At 63.2% G+C, this 15,123-nt stretch carries 14 protein-coding genes; 12 read left to right on the top strand and 2 right to left on the bottom strand.

The window, feature by feature from the left end; translation table 11 throughout:
* Nucleotide 1: 1 nt before the first annotated feature.
* Together J2X09_RS01175 and J2X09_RS01170 are read right to left on the bottom strand one after the other, a co-directional pair.
* Complete coding sequence (locus J2X09_RS01175) at nucleotides 2-1,585, bottom strand: NAD(P)H-hydrate dehydratase (RefSeq protein WP_310307086.1); 1,584 nt, start codon at nucleotides 1,583-1,585, stop codon at nucleotides 2-4.
* Nucleotides 1,586-1,679: 94 nt separating this feature from the next.
* On the bottom strand, nucleotides 1,680-2,963 hold the full coding sequence (locus J2X09_RS01170) for an FAD-dependent oxidoreductase (protein ID WP_204731522.1): 1,284 nt from the start codon (nucleotides 2,961-2,963) through the stop codon (nucleotides 1,680-1,682).
* A 337-nt stretch (nucleotides 2,964-3,300) separates the two neighbouring features.
* On the opposite strand from J2X09_RS01170, the gene rpsB reads away from it, so the two are divergent.
* The 12 genes from rpsB (at nucleotide 3,301) to fabZ (ending at nucleotide 15,110) form a co-directional block, all read left to right on the top strand.
* Entirely contained in the window at nucleotides 3,301-4,056 is a 756-nt protein-coding gene (gene rpsB, locus J2X09_RS01165; RefSeq protein WP_204731521.1) for a 30S ribosomal protein S2, read from the top strand.
* Between the two features lie 114 nt (nucleotides 4,057-4,170).
* The gene (gene tsf, locus J2X09_RS01160) at nucleotides 4,171-5,067 is read left to right on the top strand and encodes a translation elongation factor Ts (RefSeq protein ID WP_204731520.1); all 897 of its coding nucleotides are present in this window, start codon (nucleotides 4,171-4,173) and stop codon (nucleotides 5,065-5,067) included.
* Between the two features lie 146 nt (nucleotides 5,068-5,213).
* Complete coding sequence (pyrH, locus tag J2X09_RS01155) at nucleotides 5,214-5,924, top strand: UMP kinase (RefSeq protein WP_204731519.1); 711 nt, start codon at nucleotides 5,214-5,216, stop codon at nucleotides 5,922-5,924.
* A 43-nt stretch (nucleotides 5,925-5,967) separates the two neighbouring features.
* Nucleotides 5,968-6,528, top strand: a complete 561-nt coding sequence (gene frr / locus J2X09_RS01150) for a ribosome recycling factor (protein ID WP_204731518.1) — start codon at nucleotides 5,968-5,970, stop codon at nucleotides 6,526-6,528.
* A gap of 27 nt (nucleotides 6,529-6,555) precedes the next feature.
* Complete coding sequence (uppS, locus tag J2X09_RS01145; RefSeq protein ID WP_204731517.1) at nucleotides 6,556-7,329, top strand: polyprenyl diphosphate synthase; 774 nt, start codon at nucleotides 6,556-6,558, stop codon at nucleotides 7,327-7,329.
* Complete coding sequence (locus J2X09_RS01140) at nucleotides 7,322-8,143, top strand: phosphatidate cytidylyltransferase (RefSeq protein WP_204731516.1); 822 nt, start codon at nucleotides 7,322-7,324, stop codon at nucleotides 8,141-8,143. The genes uppS and J2X09_RS01140 overlap by 8 nt, the downstream gene beginning before the upstream one ends.
* Before the next feature lie 2 nt (nucleotides 8,144-8,145).
* A complete protein-coding gene (gene ispC, locus J2X09_RS01135) occupies nucleotides 8,146-9,330 on the top strand; it encodes a 1-deoxy-D-xylulose-5-phosphate reductoisomerase (protein ID WP_204731515.1) in 1,185 nt (394 codons plus the stop codon).
* Nucleotides 9,331-9,384: 54 nt separating this feature from the next.
* Nucleotides 9,385-10,749, top strand: coding sequence for an RIP metalloprotease RseP (gene rseP / locus J2X09_RS01130; RefSeq protein ID WP_204731514.1), 1,365 nt, complete (start codon nucleotides 9,385-9,387; stop codon nucleotides 10,747-10,749).
* 14 nt (nucleotides 10,750-10,763) lie between these two features.
* Complete coding sequence (gene bamA, locus J2X09_RS01125; protein WP_204731513.1) at nucleotides 10,764-13,088, top strand: outer membrane protein assembly factor BamA; 2,325 nt, start codon at nucleotides 10,764-10,766, stop codon at nucleotides 13,086-13,088.
* Nucleotides 13,088-13,606 carry an OmpH/Skp family outer membrane protein gene (locus J2X09_RS01120; RefSeq protein WP_204731512.1) on the top strand — a complete coding sequence of 173 codons (519 nt, stop codon included), beginning with the start codon at nucleotides 13,088-13,090 and terminating at the stop codon, nucleotides 13,604-13,606. Before bamA ends, J2X09_RS01120 begins: the two co-directional genes overlap by 1 nt.
* Before the next feature lie 14 nt (nucleotides 13,607-13,620).
* Nucleotides 13,621-14,673, top strand: a complete 1,053-nt coding sequence (gene lpxD, locus J2X09_RS01115; RefSeq protein WP_204731511.1) for a UDP-3-O-(3-hydroxymyristoyl)glucosamine N-acyltransferase — start codon at nucleotides 13,621-13,623, stop codon at nucleotides 14,671-14,673.
* Complete coding sequence (gene fabZ, locus J2X09_RS01110) at nucleotides 14,670-15,110, top strand: 3-hydroxyacyl-ACP dehydratase FabZ (RefSeq protein WP_204731510.1); 441 nt, start codon at nucleotides 14,670-14,672, stop codon at nucleotides 15,108-15,110. The genes lpxD and fabZ overlap by 4 nt, the downstream gene beginning before the upstream one ends.
* Nucleotides 15,111-15,123 lie beyond the last annotated feature (13 nt).

Raw genomic sequence — 15,123 nt, 5'->3', positions numbered from 1 at the left:
GTTATCCGGCCAGGGGACGGACGCGAGCGGCCAGACGGCTCGCGCTGAGTTCGCCGGCATGCCCTGTATCGTGCCAATGGTCGGCCAGCCAGCCGTGCTGGTACACGGCGGATGCCACCCGGTCCTGCATCTGCTCATCAACCAGCTTGAGTGGTGCCAGTGCGCTGCCGATCATGCCGGCCAGCACATCGCCGGTGCCCGCGGTGGCCAGCGCGGCGTTGCCACTGGCGTTGATGATCGGTACTTCACCTGGAGCGGCAACGACCGAGCCAGACCCTTTGAGCACGCAGCATGCCCCGAAGCGGTCGGCCAGGGTTTGTGCGGCTTTGAGGCGATCGGCCATCACCTGCCGGGTATCGCTTCCCAGCAGGCGTGCCGCCTCGAGCGGGTGGGGTGTGAGCACGGTGCTCCGGCCCCGGTCGCGGCGAAGGCTCAGGAGGGTTTGCAGGGATGCATCGGCGGCAATGGCGTTGAGTGCGTCCGCGTCCAGCACCAGCGTTCGGGCGGTCGACAGAACGCGTGGCAACAGGGCGGCCACCGCCGTGCCGCCACCGCATCCGCAGACCACGCAGGCATTCCGTAGCGTGTCAGATTCCAGCAGCAGGCTGGGTCGGCGAAACATGAGTTCCGGGCAGGCTGGATCCCACGGGGTGCTGTGCGGTGCATCATCCTCCAGCAGCCCAACGAACACACGGCCTGCCCCACCGTGCAATGCCGCCCGGCCGGCGAGCACCGCTGCGCCAGTCATGCCCGCGCCGCTCACGCCGATGCCCTGTCCACCCAGTACCAGCACATCGCCAAAGCTGCCTTTGTGGCTCGCGTGCAGCCGTGCAGTCGCCTGGGTGGGCTGCATGCCCAGCCAGGCACTCACCGGTGTGCTCTGAGGGGGGGCAATGCCCAGGTCGTCCAGCCAGACATGGCCCGCGGCATCGCGTCCCGTGCCGGTGAAAAGTCCGGGCTTGAGGGTGATCAGGGACAGGGTGTGGCGCTCTCCAGCCCGTGCCGCACCGGCTTCGCCTGTCAGCGTGCCGGTGTCGGCATCCAGCCCGCTGGGCAGGTCCACGCAGAGTACGGGGCTGCTGCTGTCACGCAGCACCTTCAGGCACAGGGCCAGTCGACCCTGCGGGGGTCTGATCCTGCCGATCCCGAGCAGGGCGTCGATGGCCAGATCGAAGTGCGCCGGAGGCTCTTCGGAGAACACGACGCCCGCCGCACGGGCAGCCTGAAGGGCATCAAGCGCATCGGCAGGCAGCCGGGCGCCGTCATTCGGGAGGTGCGTGACCACCACATGGAATTTGCTACCGCGTGCCTGCATCCCGCGATGCAAGTGGGTGGCTGCGACCAGGCCGTCGCCGCCATTGTTGCCCGGTCCGCATGCCACCCAGATGCAGCGCGCGTGAGGCTGCAGGGCTTGTGCGAGCCGTGCCACGCTCAGCCCGGCGCGCGACATCAGCGTGTGATGGGGCAGAGTGGATGCGGCCCATTGTTCGATCTGGCGTGTGGCCGTGCTGCCGTAGAGCGCTTGCTGCCCCGGGACGGAGACGGGGCGAGGGCCATTGGTTATGGAGACATCACGCCAGTGCAAGTCTTTCTCCTGGGGGAAACGGGTCGCGGCCGGCGGCCCGGCCACTTTCGCTGCATTTCAACACGGTTGCGCCCATCTTCCTGGGCGCTGGGTGTCAGACGCCGAAGCGCAGGGGAGAGCTGCTGGTCAAGTCGATGCCCGGTGTGGCACCAGACATCTGGTCTGCCAGGGCCCTCGCCGTGCCGCACGCCATGGACCAGCCGGCGCTACCGTGGCCAAGGTTCAGCCAGACACCGGGCAAACGTGTGGTGCCAAGCAGGGGAGAGCCATCGGGAAGGGTGGCTTGTGCGCCGCACCATTCCTGCACACTGCCTCGGGGGCCACCCAGGCGCACGGCGCCAGGGAACCAGTCCGCCAGCACGTTGTAGAGGCGGCGCAGTGTCGCCTTTGACAGCTGTCCGGGCGGCGAGCCGAATTCACATCCGCCGGCCACCCGCACGCGCAGGCCCAGCCTGGCAATCGAAACGCCGTGGCCTGCATCCAGCACGGCCGAAGCGGGAGCATCAAGCGGCTCACGCACGGCAGCGCTGAGCGAGTGGCTGTACACCGGTCGCAAGGGGACTCGCAGACCCAATGGTTGCAGCAGGGCGGTGCTGTGGACGCCAGCGCAGACGACCACGGCATCGAAGCGCGGCCTGTCGTCTTCCAGAGAGCTTGGCGCGTTTGCGGCGGCCAGCTGCAACGCCACGCCTCCTGGGCCGCGTGCGTCCATGGCTTTCACCGAGGTGTTGAACACGAATCGGCAGCCCATATGTTGTGCCTCGGCTCTGATCGAGAGCGCGAATTCCCGACAGTTGGCAGCGGCCTCTCCGCCCAGCTCCACGGCCCCGTGCAAGGGTGTATCGGTGCTCAGGGCAGGTTCCAGTGCACGCGCCTGTTCAGGAGAGAGCTCGCGGAACGCTATGTCGAGATCCTTCAACTGCTGCAGAGAAGGGCGCGCCAGTTCCGCTTCGCGAGCCGTGCGCCAGAGAACGATCATCCCCTGGCTGCGGTCGTGATCGAGCTTGAGCTCTTCGGTGATTGCCTGCAGGCGCTCCTGGCTGTAGCGCACCCACTGATGCATCTGCCGATGCTGCTCCGTCTGGTGGATGCCCTTGCCGGACTGTAACCAGCGCCAGAGCCAGCGCCATTCGCCGCCCCGCGGCAGGCGGGCGAGCTGCATGCCGTCGTGGCGCGAACTCCACGGCATATGGACGCAGCGCTCGGGTTGGGTCCAAGGTGCCGTCCAGCCGGCGGCGACCAGTGCGCCACTGGCAAAACTTGCCTCCTCCGCCACGGTGCCCCGGCGTTCGTACACCGTGACCTCATGCCCGTCCCGGGTCAATTCGAAGGCCGTCGCGGTGCCCACGACGCCGGCGCCAATCACGGCAATCCTCAAGATATTCCCCTGGCAGTTGCGGTGACCGTGAATGTCGAGGGGGGAGGGCAATCGGCGGGCGGCGGGACGTCGGGCATGAAGCGTGGCGCAGAAGCACCCCGGAGCGTGCCCGGGCGGGCGCCGTTCCAGCGTGGCTATGGGGCTGGGTCGGTCGGGCTGCTATAATCGACAGGCTTTGCAGTTTGCTGACCCGAACCTCGTTCGATCAGTTCCTGCACAGCGAAATCGCAAACCAGCCCAACCGGGTGTTGCCTGAAGCAGTGGGAGCCGTCATCGGCTCGCCCTTGCACAGGTGATCGGGGCTGGATTTTAGACTCAACCTATGGAAAGTTCATTCATGTCTATCTCCATGCGCGAAATGCTGGAAGCAGGTGTCCATTTCGGCCACCAGACCCGCTTCTGGAACCCCAAGATGGCTCCGTACATCTTCGGCCATCGCAACAAGATTCACATCGTCAACCTCGAAAAGACGCTGCCCCTGTTCGAGGAGGCTGCGAAGTTCGTGCGCCAGCTGTCCGCCAACCGCGGCACCATCCTGATGGTGGGTACCAAGCGCCAGTCGCGCGACATCGTCGCCCAGGAAGCCCGCCGTGCCGGCGTGCCTTTCGTCGACCAGCGCTGGCTCGGTGGCATGCTGACCAACTTCAAGACGGTCAAGACCTCGATCAAGCGCCTGAAGGATATGCAGGCCCAGAAGGAAGCCGGCCTGGACAGCATGACCAAGAAGGAGCAGCTGATGTTTGCTCGTGAAATGGAAAAGCTCGAGAAGGACATCGGCGGCATCCAGGACATGACCGCTTTGCCGGACGCCATCTTCATCATCGACGTGGGCTTCCACAAGATTGCGGTGCTCGAAGCGCAGAAGCTGGGCATTCCGCTGGTGGGTGTGGTCGATACGAACCACTCGCCTGTGGGCATCGACTACGTGATTCCCGGGAACGATGACTCGGCCCGTGCCGTGGCCCTGTATGCGCGAGGCATCGCCGACGCCATCATCGAAGGCCGTAACAATGCGGTGAACGATGTCGTCAAGGCCGTGGCCGCCGAGGGCGCTGACGAATTCGTGGAAGTCAAGGAAGACGCTTCCGCCTGAGCGTGTCTCTCGCATGAAAGAGGGGCTCATGTAGCCCCTTTTTCACAAGACAGCCCGATCATTTGAAACAGACCGCTTTGCCCGCTGGGCAGCGCGGCGAACGGAGAAACAGAGATGGCAACAATCACCGCAAGCATGGTCGCCGAACTGCGCGCCAAGACCGACGCTCCCATGATGGAGTGCAAGAAAGCCCTCACCGAGGCCGATGGCGACATGGCCAAGGCTGAAGAGCTGCTGCGCGTCAAGCTGGGCACCAAGGCCGGCAAGGCCGCCAGCCGCGTGACGGCTGAAGGCGTCGTGGCCAGCTTCATCAGTGGCACCACGGGCGCCCTGATCGAAGTGAACTGCGAAACCGACTTCGTTACCAAGAATGACAGCTTCCTGGGTTTGGCCAATGCGGCCGCCAAGCTGGCTGCCGAGAACAACCCCGGCGACCTGGAAGCCCTGGGGGCGCTGCCTTACAGCCAGGACGGCTTTGGTCCCACCCTGGAAGATGTGCGCAAGGGCCTGATCGGCAAGATCGGCGAGAACATGTCGTTCCGCCGTTTCAAGCGTTGGGCAAACGGTGGTCAGCTCGCTGGTTATCTGCACGGCACCCGCATCGGTGTGGTGGTGGAGTTCGACGGTGACGCCGTGGCCGCCAAGGACGTGGCCATGCATGTGGCCGCCATGAAACCCGTGTCGCTGACGTCGGCCGACGTTCCGGCCGAGTTGATCGAGCGCGAGCGCTCGGTGGCCGCAGCCAAGGCTGCCGAGTCGGGCAAGCCTGCCGATATCGCCGCCAAGATGGTGGAAGGTTCGGTCCAGAAGTACCTCAAGGAAGTTTCCCTGTTCGACCAGGTCTTCGTAAAGGCTGCGGACGGCAAGCAGACCGTGGGTGCCATGCTCAAGGCCGCTGGCACCCATGTCAAGGGTTTCACCCTGTATGTGGTGGGCGAGGGTATCGAGAAGAAGGTGGACGACTTTGCTGCCGAAGTGGCTGCTCAGGTCGCTGCCGCCAAGGGCGCCTGATCCTCCCAGGCTTGACAAGACAACGGGCCGCAAGGCCCGTTGTGCTATGCGGGGCTTATTTACGCCCCGAAACGGTCGATGGTGGCGGGCTCCTCGCTACACTTGCCGGTTGAGTGTTTGTTTATCGTTTTCCTGAAAGTCGCGTCATGCCAGCCTACAAGCGGATTCTGTTGAAACTGTCGGGGGAGGCCCTGATGGGCGACGACGCTTTCGGCATCAACCGGGCCACCATCGTGCGCATGGTAGAAGAAATTGCCGAGGTCACCCGCCTCGGGGTTCAGGTCGCCATCGTCATCGGCGGCGGAAACATCTTCCGTGGCGTGGCGGGGGGCTCGGTCGGCATGGACCGGGCCACGGCCGATTACATGGGCATGCTGGCCACGGTGATGAATTCGCTGGCGCTGGCCGACACCATGGAGAAAGCCGGCCTCGTCGCGCGCGTGATGTCTGCCATCGCCATCGAGCAGGTGGTTGAACCTTATGTGCGCCCCAAGGCCCTGCAGTACCTCGAGGAGGGCAAGGTCGTGGTGTTCGCTGCCGGAACCGGCAATCCTTTCTTCACCACCGACACGGCGGCAGCATTGCGTGGTGCGGAAATCGGTGCGGAGATCGTGCTGAAGGCCACCAAGGTCGATGGTGTTTACACCGCCGACCCGAACAAGGACCCGAAGGCCACGCGCTACTCGACCATCTCGTTCGACGAAGCCATGGGCAAGAACCTTCAAGTGATGGACGCCACCGCCTTCGCGCTGTGCCGGGATCAGAAGTTGCCGGTCAAGGTGTTCTCCATCTTCAAGCCCGGTGCGTTGCGCAAGGTCGTGCAAGGCGGCGATGAAGGCACACTGGTTCACGTCTGACAATGCCACGGCATTCCATTTCCTGCTGCATTGAGGAGTTTTCATGAGCCCCGAAGAGATCCGCAAAACCGCTGAGCACAAGATGCTTCAATCGGTGGAAGCGCTCAAGAACAGTTTGACCAAGGTGCGCACCGGCCGGCCCAACCCGGCGTTGCTGGACACCGTGCATGTCGAGTACTACGGCTCCATGCTCCCGCTCTCCCAGGTCGCCAACCTGACGCTGCTGGATGCGCGCACCATCGGTGTCGCTCCGTGGGAAAAGGGCATGGGCGCCAAGATTGAAAAAGCCATCCGCGAATCGGATCTGGGCTTGAATCCATCGAGCCAGGGTGACCTGATCCGTGTGCCGATGCCCCCGATGACCGAAGAGCGCCGCAAGGAGCTCACCAAAGTCGTCCGTGGCGAGGGCGAAGCTGCCAAGATTGCCGTGCGCAACCTGCGCCGCGACGCCAATGAATCCGTGAAGAAGCTGGTCAAGGAAAAGCTGGCGTCCGAGGACGATGATCGTCGCTCGCAGGAGGATATCCAGAAGCTCACCGATCGCATGATCGTCGAGGTGGACCGGCTCGTGGCGTCGAAAGAACAGGACATCATGGCGGTCTGATCCTCCTGTCGTGTTATCCACTTTCCAATGACGACTGCCGCTGCTTCCCATATCGCGCTGGCCAGGCCTCCGGGCCATGTGGCCATCGTGATGGACGGCAATGGCCGTTGGGCCCAGAAGCGCTGGCTGCCACGTGTGGCCGGACACAAGCAAGGCGTCGATGCCTTGCGTCAGGTGGTCCGGGCGTGCATCGAGCGCAAGGTTTCCGTGCTGTCCGTGTTTGCGTTTTCTTCCGAGAACTGGAACCGCCCCCAGGACGAGGTATCCGGCCTGATGGATCTTCTGGCGCTGGCACTGTCGCGTGAGGTGCCTTCACTGAAGAAAAACGGGGTGCAGCTGCACTTTCCGGGTAACCGCGTGGGGCTTTCGCCGCGTGTGGTTGAAGGGCTGGATGCGGCGGAGCGCGAGACGGCTCACAACAACACACTCATCCTCAACGTTTGCTTCAACTATGGCGGCCGCTGGGACGTGGTTCAGGCTGCACGGCAACTTGCCGAAAAGGGCGTCGATATCACCGAACAGAGCCTCTCGGGCGCCATGGCCCTGGCTCATGTGAGCGACCCCGATCTGTTGATCCGTACGGGCGGTGAGTTGCGCATCAGCAATTTCCTGCTCTGGCAATCGGCCTACACGGAGCTCGTTTTCACCGACTGCCTGTGGCCAGATTTCGATGATGCCGAACTCGACAGGGCGTTTGCGGAATTCGCGCGCCGGGAGCGGCGATTCGGTCAGACCTCCGAGCAGCGAGCGGAAATCGAGGCCGTGCCTGAAGCTCTTGCGGCCGGCCAGCGACATGCTTAAGCAACGCATCATCACGGCTGTGCTGCTGCTGGCGATTCTGTTGCCCGCCTTGTTCTATCCGTCGATCGAGCCATTTGCCGTGCTGACGCTGCTGCTCATCGTCGCTGGTGGCTGGGAGTGGGCGCGGCTCAACGGCTGCAATTCGGCGTTAGCGCTGGGCCTGGGCCTGGGACTGGGTGTTCTCATGGCGCTGATCTGGTTCGCCGGCGGCCTGCATCTGCCATTGCGGCCTCTGTGGCTGGCGGTCGGTGCTGCATGGGTGTTGCTGGCCGTCATCATGCTGGGGCGCGGTGTGCAAGGCTGGGGAGCCTGGCCTGCTGGCCTGCGCCTCTGGCTCGGGCTGGTGCTCATCGCCTGCGCCTGGCTGGCCATGGTGCATGCCAGGCAGGAGGGGCTGGACTTCCTGCTGTCCGTTCTGTTGCTGGTCTGGACGGCAGACATCGCCGCCTATTTCGGCGGCAAGGCCTTGGGCAGGCGCAAACTGGCACCGACCATCAGTCCGGGCAAAAGTTGGGAGGGCGCCATCAGCGGGTTGCTGGGGGTGTTCCTGCTGGCTGCATGCTGGCTCTGGGTCGATCCCGAAGGCGGTAGCCTGTATACCCGGCTGTGGGCCCTGGGCCCGGCGCTTGCCGTACTTTCTCTCGTGTTCCTGGTGGCGATGAGTGTGGTCGGGGATCTCGTCGAGTCGCTGGTCAAGCGCAGTGCTGGGGCCAAGGACTCGAGCCAGCTGTTGCCTGGGCATGGGGGCGTGCTCGACCGAGTGGACGCGCTTCTGCCCGTGCTGCCGCTGTCGATGATGCTCATCACCGTCTGACCATGATCCGCTCTCAAGCTGTCACCATTCTGGGCTCCACGGGCTCCATCGGCGTGAACACGCTGGACGTGATCGGGCGTCATCCGGAACGGTATTCCGTTTTCGCGCTCACCGCCGCCACGCAGGTCGATGCGATCCTGGCCCAATGCCAACGTTTTGCACCCCGGTACGCCGTCATGGCCAGTCCGGAACATGCGCTGGAACTCTCTCGCCGGGTGAAAGAACTGGGCTTGTCGGTGGAAGTCCTCGCTGGTGCCGACGCGTTGTGTGAAGTCTGTAGCGACCCCGGGGTGGACGTGGTGATGGCCGCCATCGTCGGTGCGGCGGGGCTCGCGCCGAGTCTGGCGGCGGCGGGCGCCGGCAAGAAGCTGCTGCTGGCGAACAAGGAAGCCCTGGTGGTCGGGGGTGATCTTTTCATGCAGACGGTTCGCGACGGTGGCGCCACCCTGCTGCCGATCGACAGCGAACATTCGGCCATCTTTCAGTGCCTGCCGGAAGATCCAGCGCATTGGGCGAACCGGGTTGATCACATTCTTCTCACGTCATCAGGCGGCCCCTTTCGCGACACGCCTCTGGACAAGCTCTCTCGCATGACGCCGGAACAAGCCTGTGCGCATCCGAACTTCGTCATGGGCCGCAAGATTTCGGTGGACTCGGCGACGATGATGAACAAGGCGCTGGAGGTGATCGAAGCCCGCTGGCTGTTCGATCTCCCGCCGCAGAAGATCAAGGTGCTGATTCACCCGCAGCAGATCATCCACTCCATGGTCCAGTTCAAGGACACCTCGGTGCTGGCACAGCTGGGCACGCCCGACATGCGGGTACCCATCGCTTACGGTTTGTCCTGGCCGGAGCGCATGGAGAGTGGTGCTGATGCACTCGATTTTTCTTCCCTGATTTCCATGAGCTTCACGGACCCCGACCGGCAGCGATATCCAGGGCTGTTTTTGTCCTGGGACGCGCTTGAGGCGCCCGAGGGAACGACCACGGTGCTCAATGCCGCCAACGAAGTGGCTGTGGCTGCTTTTCTCGATCAGCGGTTGCGGTTCGATCAGATACACAACGTCAACCATGCAACTTTGGAGGCCCTGAGCCCATCGAAGCCGAAAGACCTGGGTGATTTGCTGGCGATCGACGCCGAGGCGCGTGCGCTGGCGCTCGCTCAGGTTGACCGTCTGGCGGTTTGAGGCCCTGGAACGGCTGACGATCCGCCCGTTCCTCTTCCTTCCAACGATCACGCCATGCTCACACTTGTCGCTTTCGTCGTGGCCTTGGGGCTGCTGATCGCCATTCATGAATACGGGCACTACCGTGTAGCAGTCGCCTGTGGTGTGAAGGTGTTGCGGTTCTCCGTGGGGTTTGGCAGGCCGTTGCTCACCTGGCGCAAGAAGGGCAGCCCTACCGAGTTCGTGCTCTGCGCGCTCCCACTGGGTGGCTATGTGCGCATGCTGGACGAGCGCGAGGCACCGGTCGATCCTGCCGAGCGCCACCTGGCTTTCAACACCCAGCCTTTGCGCTCGCGTGCTGCCATCGTCGCCGCTGGCCCTGCCGCCAATCTGCTGCTGGCCATGGCGATCTATGCGGTGGTGAACTGGACTGGCGTGGAGGAGCCCAAGCCCGTGCTGGCGACGCCGGTGGCTGGTTCGATTGCGGAGCGCGCTGGCCTGCGCGGAGGTGAATGGGTTGCACGGGCAGCGCTGGCCGATGCCGGTGACAGTGCCGTGTCCTCCTTTGAGGATCTCCGCTGGCGTTTGACCCAGGCGGCCCTGTCGGGGGATGACATGACGCTGTGGGTGTCGACGCGTGAAGGCGAAGCCGTGCGACCCGTGGTGCTGCCCCTGAGCGAACTCGATGTGCGCGAGGCCGACGCGGCCCTGTTCCAGCGCATCGGCATCGTCGCTCCCTGGAGTGCACCGGTGGTCGGCGAGGTCATGGAAGGTGGCGCCGCCGCCGTCGCGGGCCTGCGTGAGGGTGACGTGGTACGCCAGGTCAATGGCCGACCCGTGGGTGATGGACAAAGCCTGCGCGCGCTGATCCGGGGGGCTTCCGGTCCGGGGGGGGAACCCATGGAGCAGCGTTGGGAAGTTGCGCGCGGTGGCCAGTCTCTTCAACTGGTTGTCCGGCCAGTGCCTGAACAACAGTCGGGGGCGTGGGTTGGCCGCGTGGGCGCCTACATCGGTGCCATGCCCGAAATGACCACGGTTCGCCATGGGCCGATCGATGGTCTCGTCAATGGCGTCGTTCGAACCTGGGAAGTCTCCTGGCTGACCCTCAAGATGATGGGGCGCATGCTGATCGGCGAAGCCTCGATCAAGAACCTCAGCGGGCCCCTCACGATTGCTGATTACGCAGGCAAGTCGGCCAGTCTCGGCATCACTTCTTACCTGCTGTTTCTGGCGTTGATCAGCGTGAGTCTTGGCGTGCTCAACCTGCTGCCATTGCCCGTCCTCGATGGAGGGCACCTGATGTATTATCTTTGGGAGGGGCTTACTGGGCGCAGCGTGTCTGATGCCTGGATGGAGCGCCTGCAGCGAGGGGGTGTCGTGGTGCTCATGGTGCTCATGTCTGTCGCCTTGTTCAATGATGTGGCCCGCCTGGCTGGCTGAACGCTTCTTTCTCCATGAAAAAAAATTCCTTCGGTCTTCGCGGCCTGACCCTTTCTGCGCTCGCGACGGCCTTGCTTTCGGCACTTCCCGCCTGGGCTGTTGACCCCTTCACATTGCGTGACATCCGTGTAGAGGGCCTGCAACGCGTGGAGCCTGGTACGGTGTTCGCTTCCCTGCCGTTCCGTATCGGAGACCAGTACAGCGACGACAAGGGCACGACCGCCATTCGCTCGCTGTTCGGTCTGGGTCTTTTCAGTGATGTCCGTCTGCAGATCAATGGTGATGTGCTGGTCGTGATCGTTGAAGAGCGACCAACCGTCGCGGACGTGAGCTTCTCCGGCGTCAAGGAGTTCGAGGCCGATGTGCTCAAAAAGGCCTTGCGTGACATCGGTCTGGCCGATGGCCGGCCTTTCGACAAAGCCCTGGCCGATCGTGCCGAGCAGGAGCTCAAGCGCCAATACATCAACCGCAGCATGTATGCAGCGCAGGTCGTTACCACGGTGACACCTGGGGAACGCAACCGCGTGAACCTGAACTTCAGCGTGGTCGAGGGCGACGTGGCCAAGATCCGGGAAATCCGTATCGTCGGCAACCGTGCATTCTCCGAGTCGACGCTGCGCAATCTGTTCGATCTGGACACAGGTGGCTGGCTGAGCTGGTACACCAAATCCGACCGCTACTCGCGCGCAAAGCTGAATGCCGACATTGAGACCCTGCGGTCTTACTATCTCACGCGGGGCTACCTGGAATTCCGCATCGACTCCACCCAGGTAGCCATCGCTCCCGACAAGGAGAGCATGTCCATTACCCTGAACATCACCGAAGGTGACCGCTATGTGGTCAAGTCGGTGGCGCTCGAGGGAGAGTATTTGGGGCGGGAAGAGGAATTCAAGTCGCTCGTGACATTGCGCGCGGGTGAGGCGTACAACGCGGAGGACGAAGCCAGTACGGTCAAGGCGTTCACCGATTTCTTCGGTGCCTTTGGCTATGCATTCGCGCAAGTCGAACCGACGCGCGATATCGATCGCGTGAACAAGCAGGTGTCCTTCGTGCTGCGGGCACAGCCTGCCCGCCGTGTTTATGTTCGCCGGATCAATGTCGAAGGCAACAACCGTACCCGCGATGAGGTGATACGCCGTGAATTCCGCCAGCTGGAATCTGCCTGGTACGACAGCGATCGCATCCGACTTTCGCGTGACCGCGTGGACCGCCTCGGCTTCTTTACGTCCGTGGAAGTCGATACGCAGCCCGTGCCAGGAACACCTGATCAGGTGGATATGACGGTTACCGTGGCGGAAAAGCCCACCGGCAACCTGACGCTCGGTGCAGGCTACTCCCAGGCGGAGAAGCTGTCCATCATTGCCGGCATTCGCCAGGAAAACGTGTTTGGCTCGGGCAACTATCTCGGGGTAGACGTCAACACCAGTGACTACAACCGTCAGATCGTCGTGAGCACGGTCGACCCGTATTTCACAGCCGATGGCATATCGCGCAGTTTCGATGCCTATTACCGTACGACAAGGCCATACACCGAGCAGGGGGGGGACTACCGCCTTGTCACGCCGGGCATGAGTATCAAGTTCGGGATTCCATTCACCGAGCAGGACACGGTTTTCTTCGGTATCGGCGTTGAACAGACCAAGATCGAGCCGGGCAACGGCCTGCCGCTGGCGTATCAGCAATACTCGGACACCTTTGGTGCAAGCAGCACGTCATTGCCCCTGACCGTCGGATGGTCCCGTGATGGGCGCGACAGTGCGCTGGTGCCCACGCAGGGTCGCCTGCAGCGCTTCAACACCGAGTTGGGTGTGGGGGGCGACACGCGCTACCTGAAGGCCAGCTACCAATTCCAGCAATATATTCCGCTGAACAAGCAGTACACCCTGGCATTCAACGGTGAACTGGGCTATGGCAAAGGGCTGGGCGGCCGTGCCTATCCACTGTTCAAGAACTTCTATGGCGGCGGCCTGGGCTCGGTCCGTGGCTTTGATCAGGGCACGCTGGGGCCGGTGTCCCCGATCACCTCCGGTGTTCAGGCCGGTGAACTCGTTAATATCGGCGGCAACCGCAGCATTGCGCTCAGTGCCGAGTTCATCGCCCCGTTCCCGGGTGCCGGCAACGACCGGACTCTGCGCATGTTCGGGTTCGTGGACGTCGGCAACGTATACGGTGAAAATGACACCCGCGCGAACGCGCGCGACCTGCGCGCCTCAGTGGGGGTGGGCTTGAGCTGGATCTCGCCCGTTGGCCCCCTGCGCTTCGCCATCGCCAACCCCATCCGCAAATTCCCTGGCGATAGAATACAGAAATTCCAGTTTCAGATCGGAACCTCCTTTTGATGAAGACTTTTTCTCGACTTTTCAACCGACGTTTCCTGCTGGTCACCGCGTTGGGCCTCGCGGCCTTTGCGGCCACGGCACAGGATTTCCGGATCGGTTTTGTGAACACGGACCGCATCTTCCGCGAAGCCAACCTGGCCAAGGCGGCGCAGACCAAGCTGGAGCAGGAATTCTCGCGGCGTGAGAAAGAGGTGCAGAACCTCGCCGCTCAGCTCAAGACCGCTTCCGAGAAGTTCGAGCGTGAGTCACCCACGCTGCCGGATGCCCAGCGTGTGACGCGCCAGCGCCAGCTCGTCGAGCAGGACCGGGACTTCCAGCGCAAGCAGCGCGAGTTCCAGGAAGACCTCAATCTGCGCAAGAACGAAGAGCTGCAAAGCGTGCTCGAGCGTGCCAATCGTGTGATCAAGCAGGTCGCCGAAGCCGAAAAGTATGACCTGGTGATCCAGGAAGCTGTGTACATCAATCCCAAGCACGACATCACCGACAAGGTGCTCAGCGGCTTGAACGGCAGCAAGTAGGACCAGGCCCACCCGTGTCGAAACCACTGGGCGACATCGTTGAAGCCCTGGGAGGCACGCGGCATGGCTCGCCTGATCTTCTGATCCATCGCCTCGCCCCCCTGGCCACGGCGCGTGCGGGCGACTTGGCCTTCGTGGCGCAGGCGCGCTATGCCAGCCAGATCGACTCCACGGCAGCGGGCGTGCTCATAGTGCCGCCCTCCCTGGAGGCGCAGGCCCTGGCGCGCGGCGCCTGTATCGTTGCCGATGATCCCTACCTCTACTTCGCCCGCCTGACCCAATGGTGGCGGCAACAGAACGAAACCACGCCCCCCCCAGGCATTGATCCTCTGGCCAGTGTTCATTCCTCTGCGAACGTGGAGGATGGGGTCAGTGTAGGTCCGTTCGCTGTTGTGGGAGAAGGCGCCCGTCTCGCCCGTGGGGCCCGTGTCGGAGCCCATTGCGTGGTCGGTGAGGGGGCTCGAGTGGGTGAAGACACGGTGCTGCATCCCCGGGTCACCCTGGGGCAGGCATGTACGGTGGGCGACCGTTGTGTGCTGCATTCCGGTGTGGTCATTGGTGCCGATGGTTTCGGTTTTGCGCCGCACAAGGGAGCCTGGGTCAAGATCGAGCAACTCGGCGCCGTTCGCATTGGCAATGACGTGGAGATTGGTGCCAACACCTGCATTGACCGCGGTGCGTTGGACGACACCGTGATCGAGGATGGCGTCAAGCTGGACAACCTGATCCAGATCGGCCACAACGTGCACGTGGGGGCGCACACGGCCATGGCCGGTTGCGTGGGCGTGGCGGGCAGTGCCACCATTGGAGCGCATTGCACCATTGGCGGTGGCGCGGTGGTGCTGGGGCATCTTCGTCTGGCGGACGGGGTACATGTGTCGGCCGCGTCGGTCGTCACACGGTCCTTGCTCAAGCCTGGGCACTACACGGGCATGTTCCCCATCGACGACAATGCCAGCTGGGAAAAGAATGCTGCTTCCCTCAAGCAGCTCAACCGCCTGCGTGAGAGGCTCAAGGCCGTCGAGCAGGCGATCGAACAGGCTCTTCAAAACAATACAAAGCCATGATGGACATCCACCAGATTCTCAAACAGTTGCCGCACCGCTATCCCATCCTGCTGGTGGATCGCGTGCTGGAACTGGAAAAAGGCCAGCGCATCAAGGCGTTGAAGAACGTGACCATCAACGAGCCTTTCTTCGTCGGCCACTTTCCGCATCGCCCGGTGATGCCGGGTGTGCTCATGCTCGAAGCCATGGCACAGGCGGCGGCGCTGCTGTCGTTCGACACGATGGGTGTCACACCCGACGACAAGACGGTGTACTACTTCGCGGGCATCGACGGGGCGCGGTTCAAGCGCCCGGTGGAGCCAGGCGATCAACTGATCATGGACGTGACCCTCGAAAGGGCGAAGGCCGGTATTTTCAAGTTCAAGGGGGTCACGTACGTGGATGACCAGGTGGCCTGCGAGGCCGAGCTGATGTGCACCATGCGCACCATCGCCTGATGGCTCGGGGCAT

The organism is Hydrogenophaga laconesensis, assembly GCF_031457235.1.
Lineage (GTDB): Bacteria > Pseudomonadota > Gammaproteobacteria > Burkholderiales > Burkholderiaceae_C > Hydrogenophaga > Hydrogenophaga laconesensis.
Note: the sequence above shows the minus strand (reverse complement) of the source record. Positions and strands in the feature narration are given on the sequence as shown.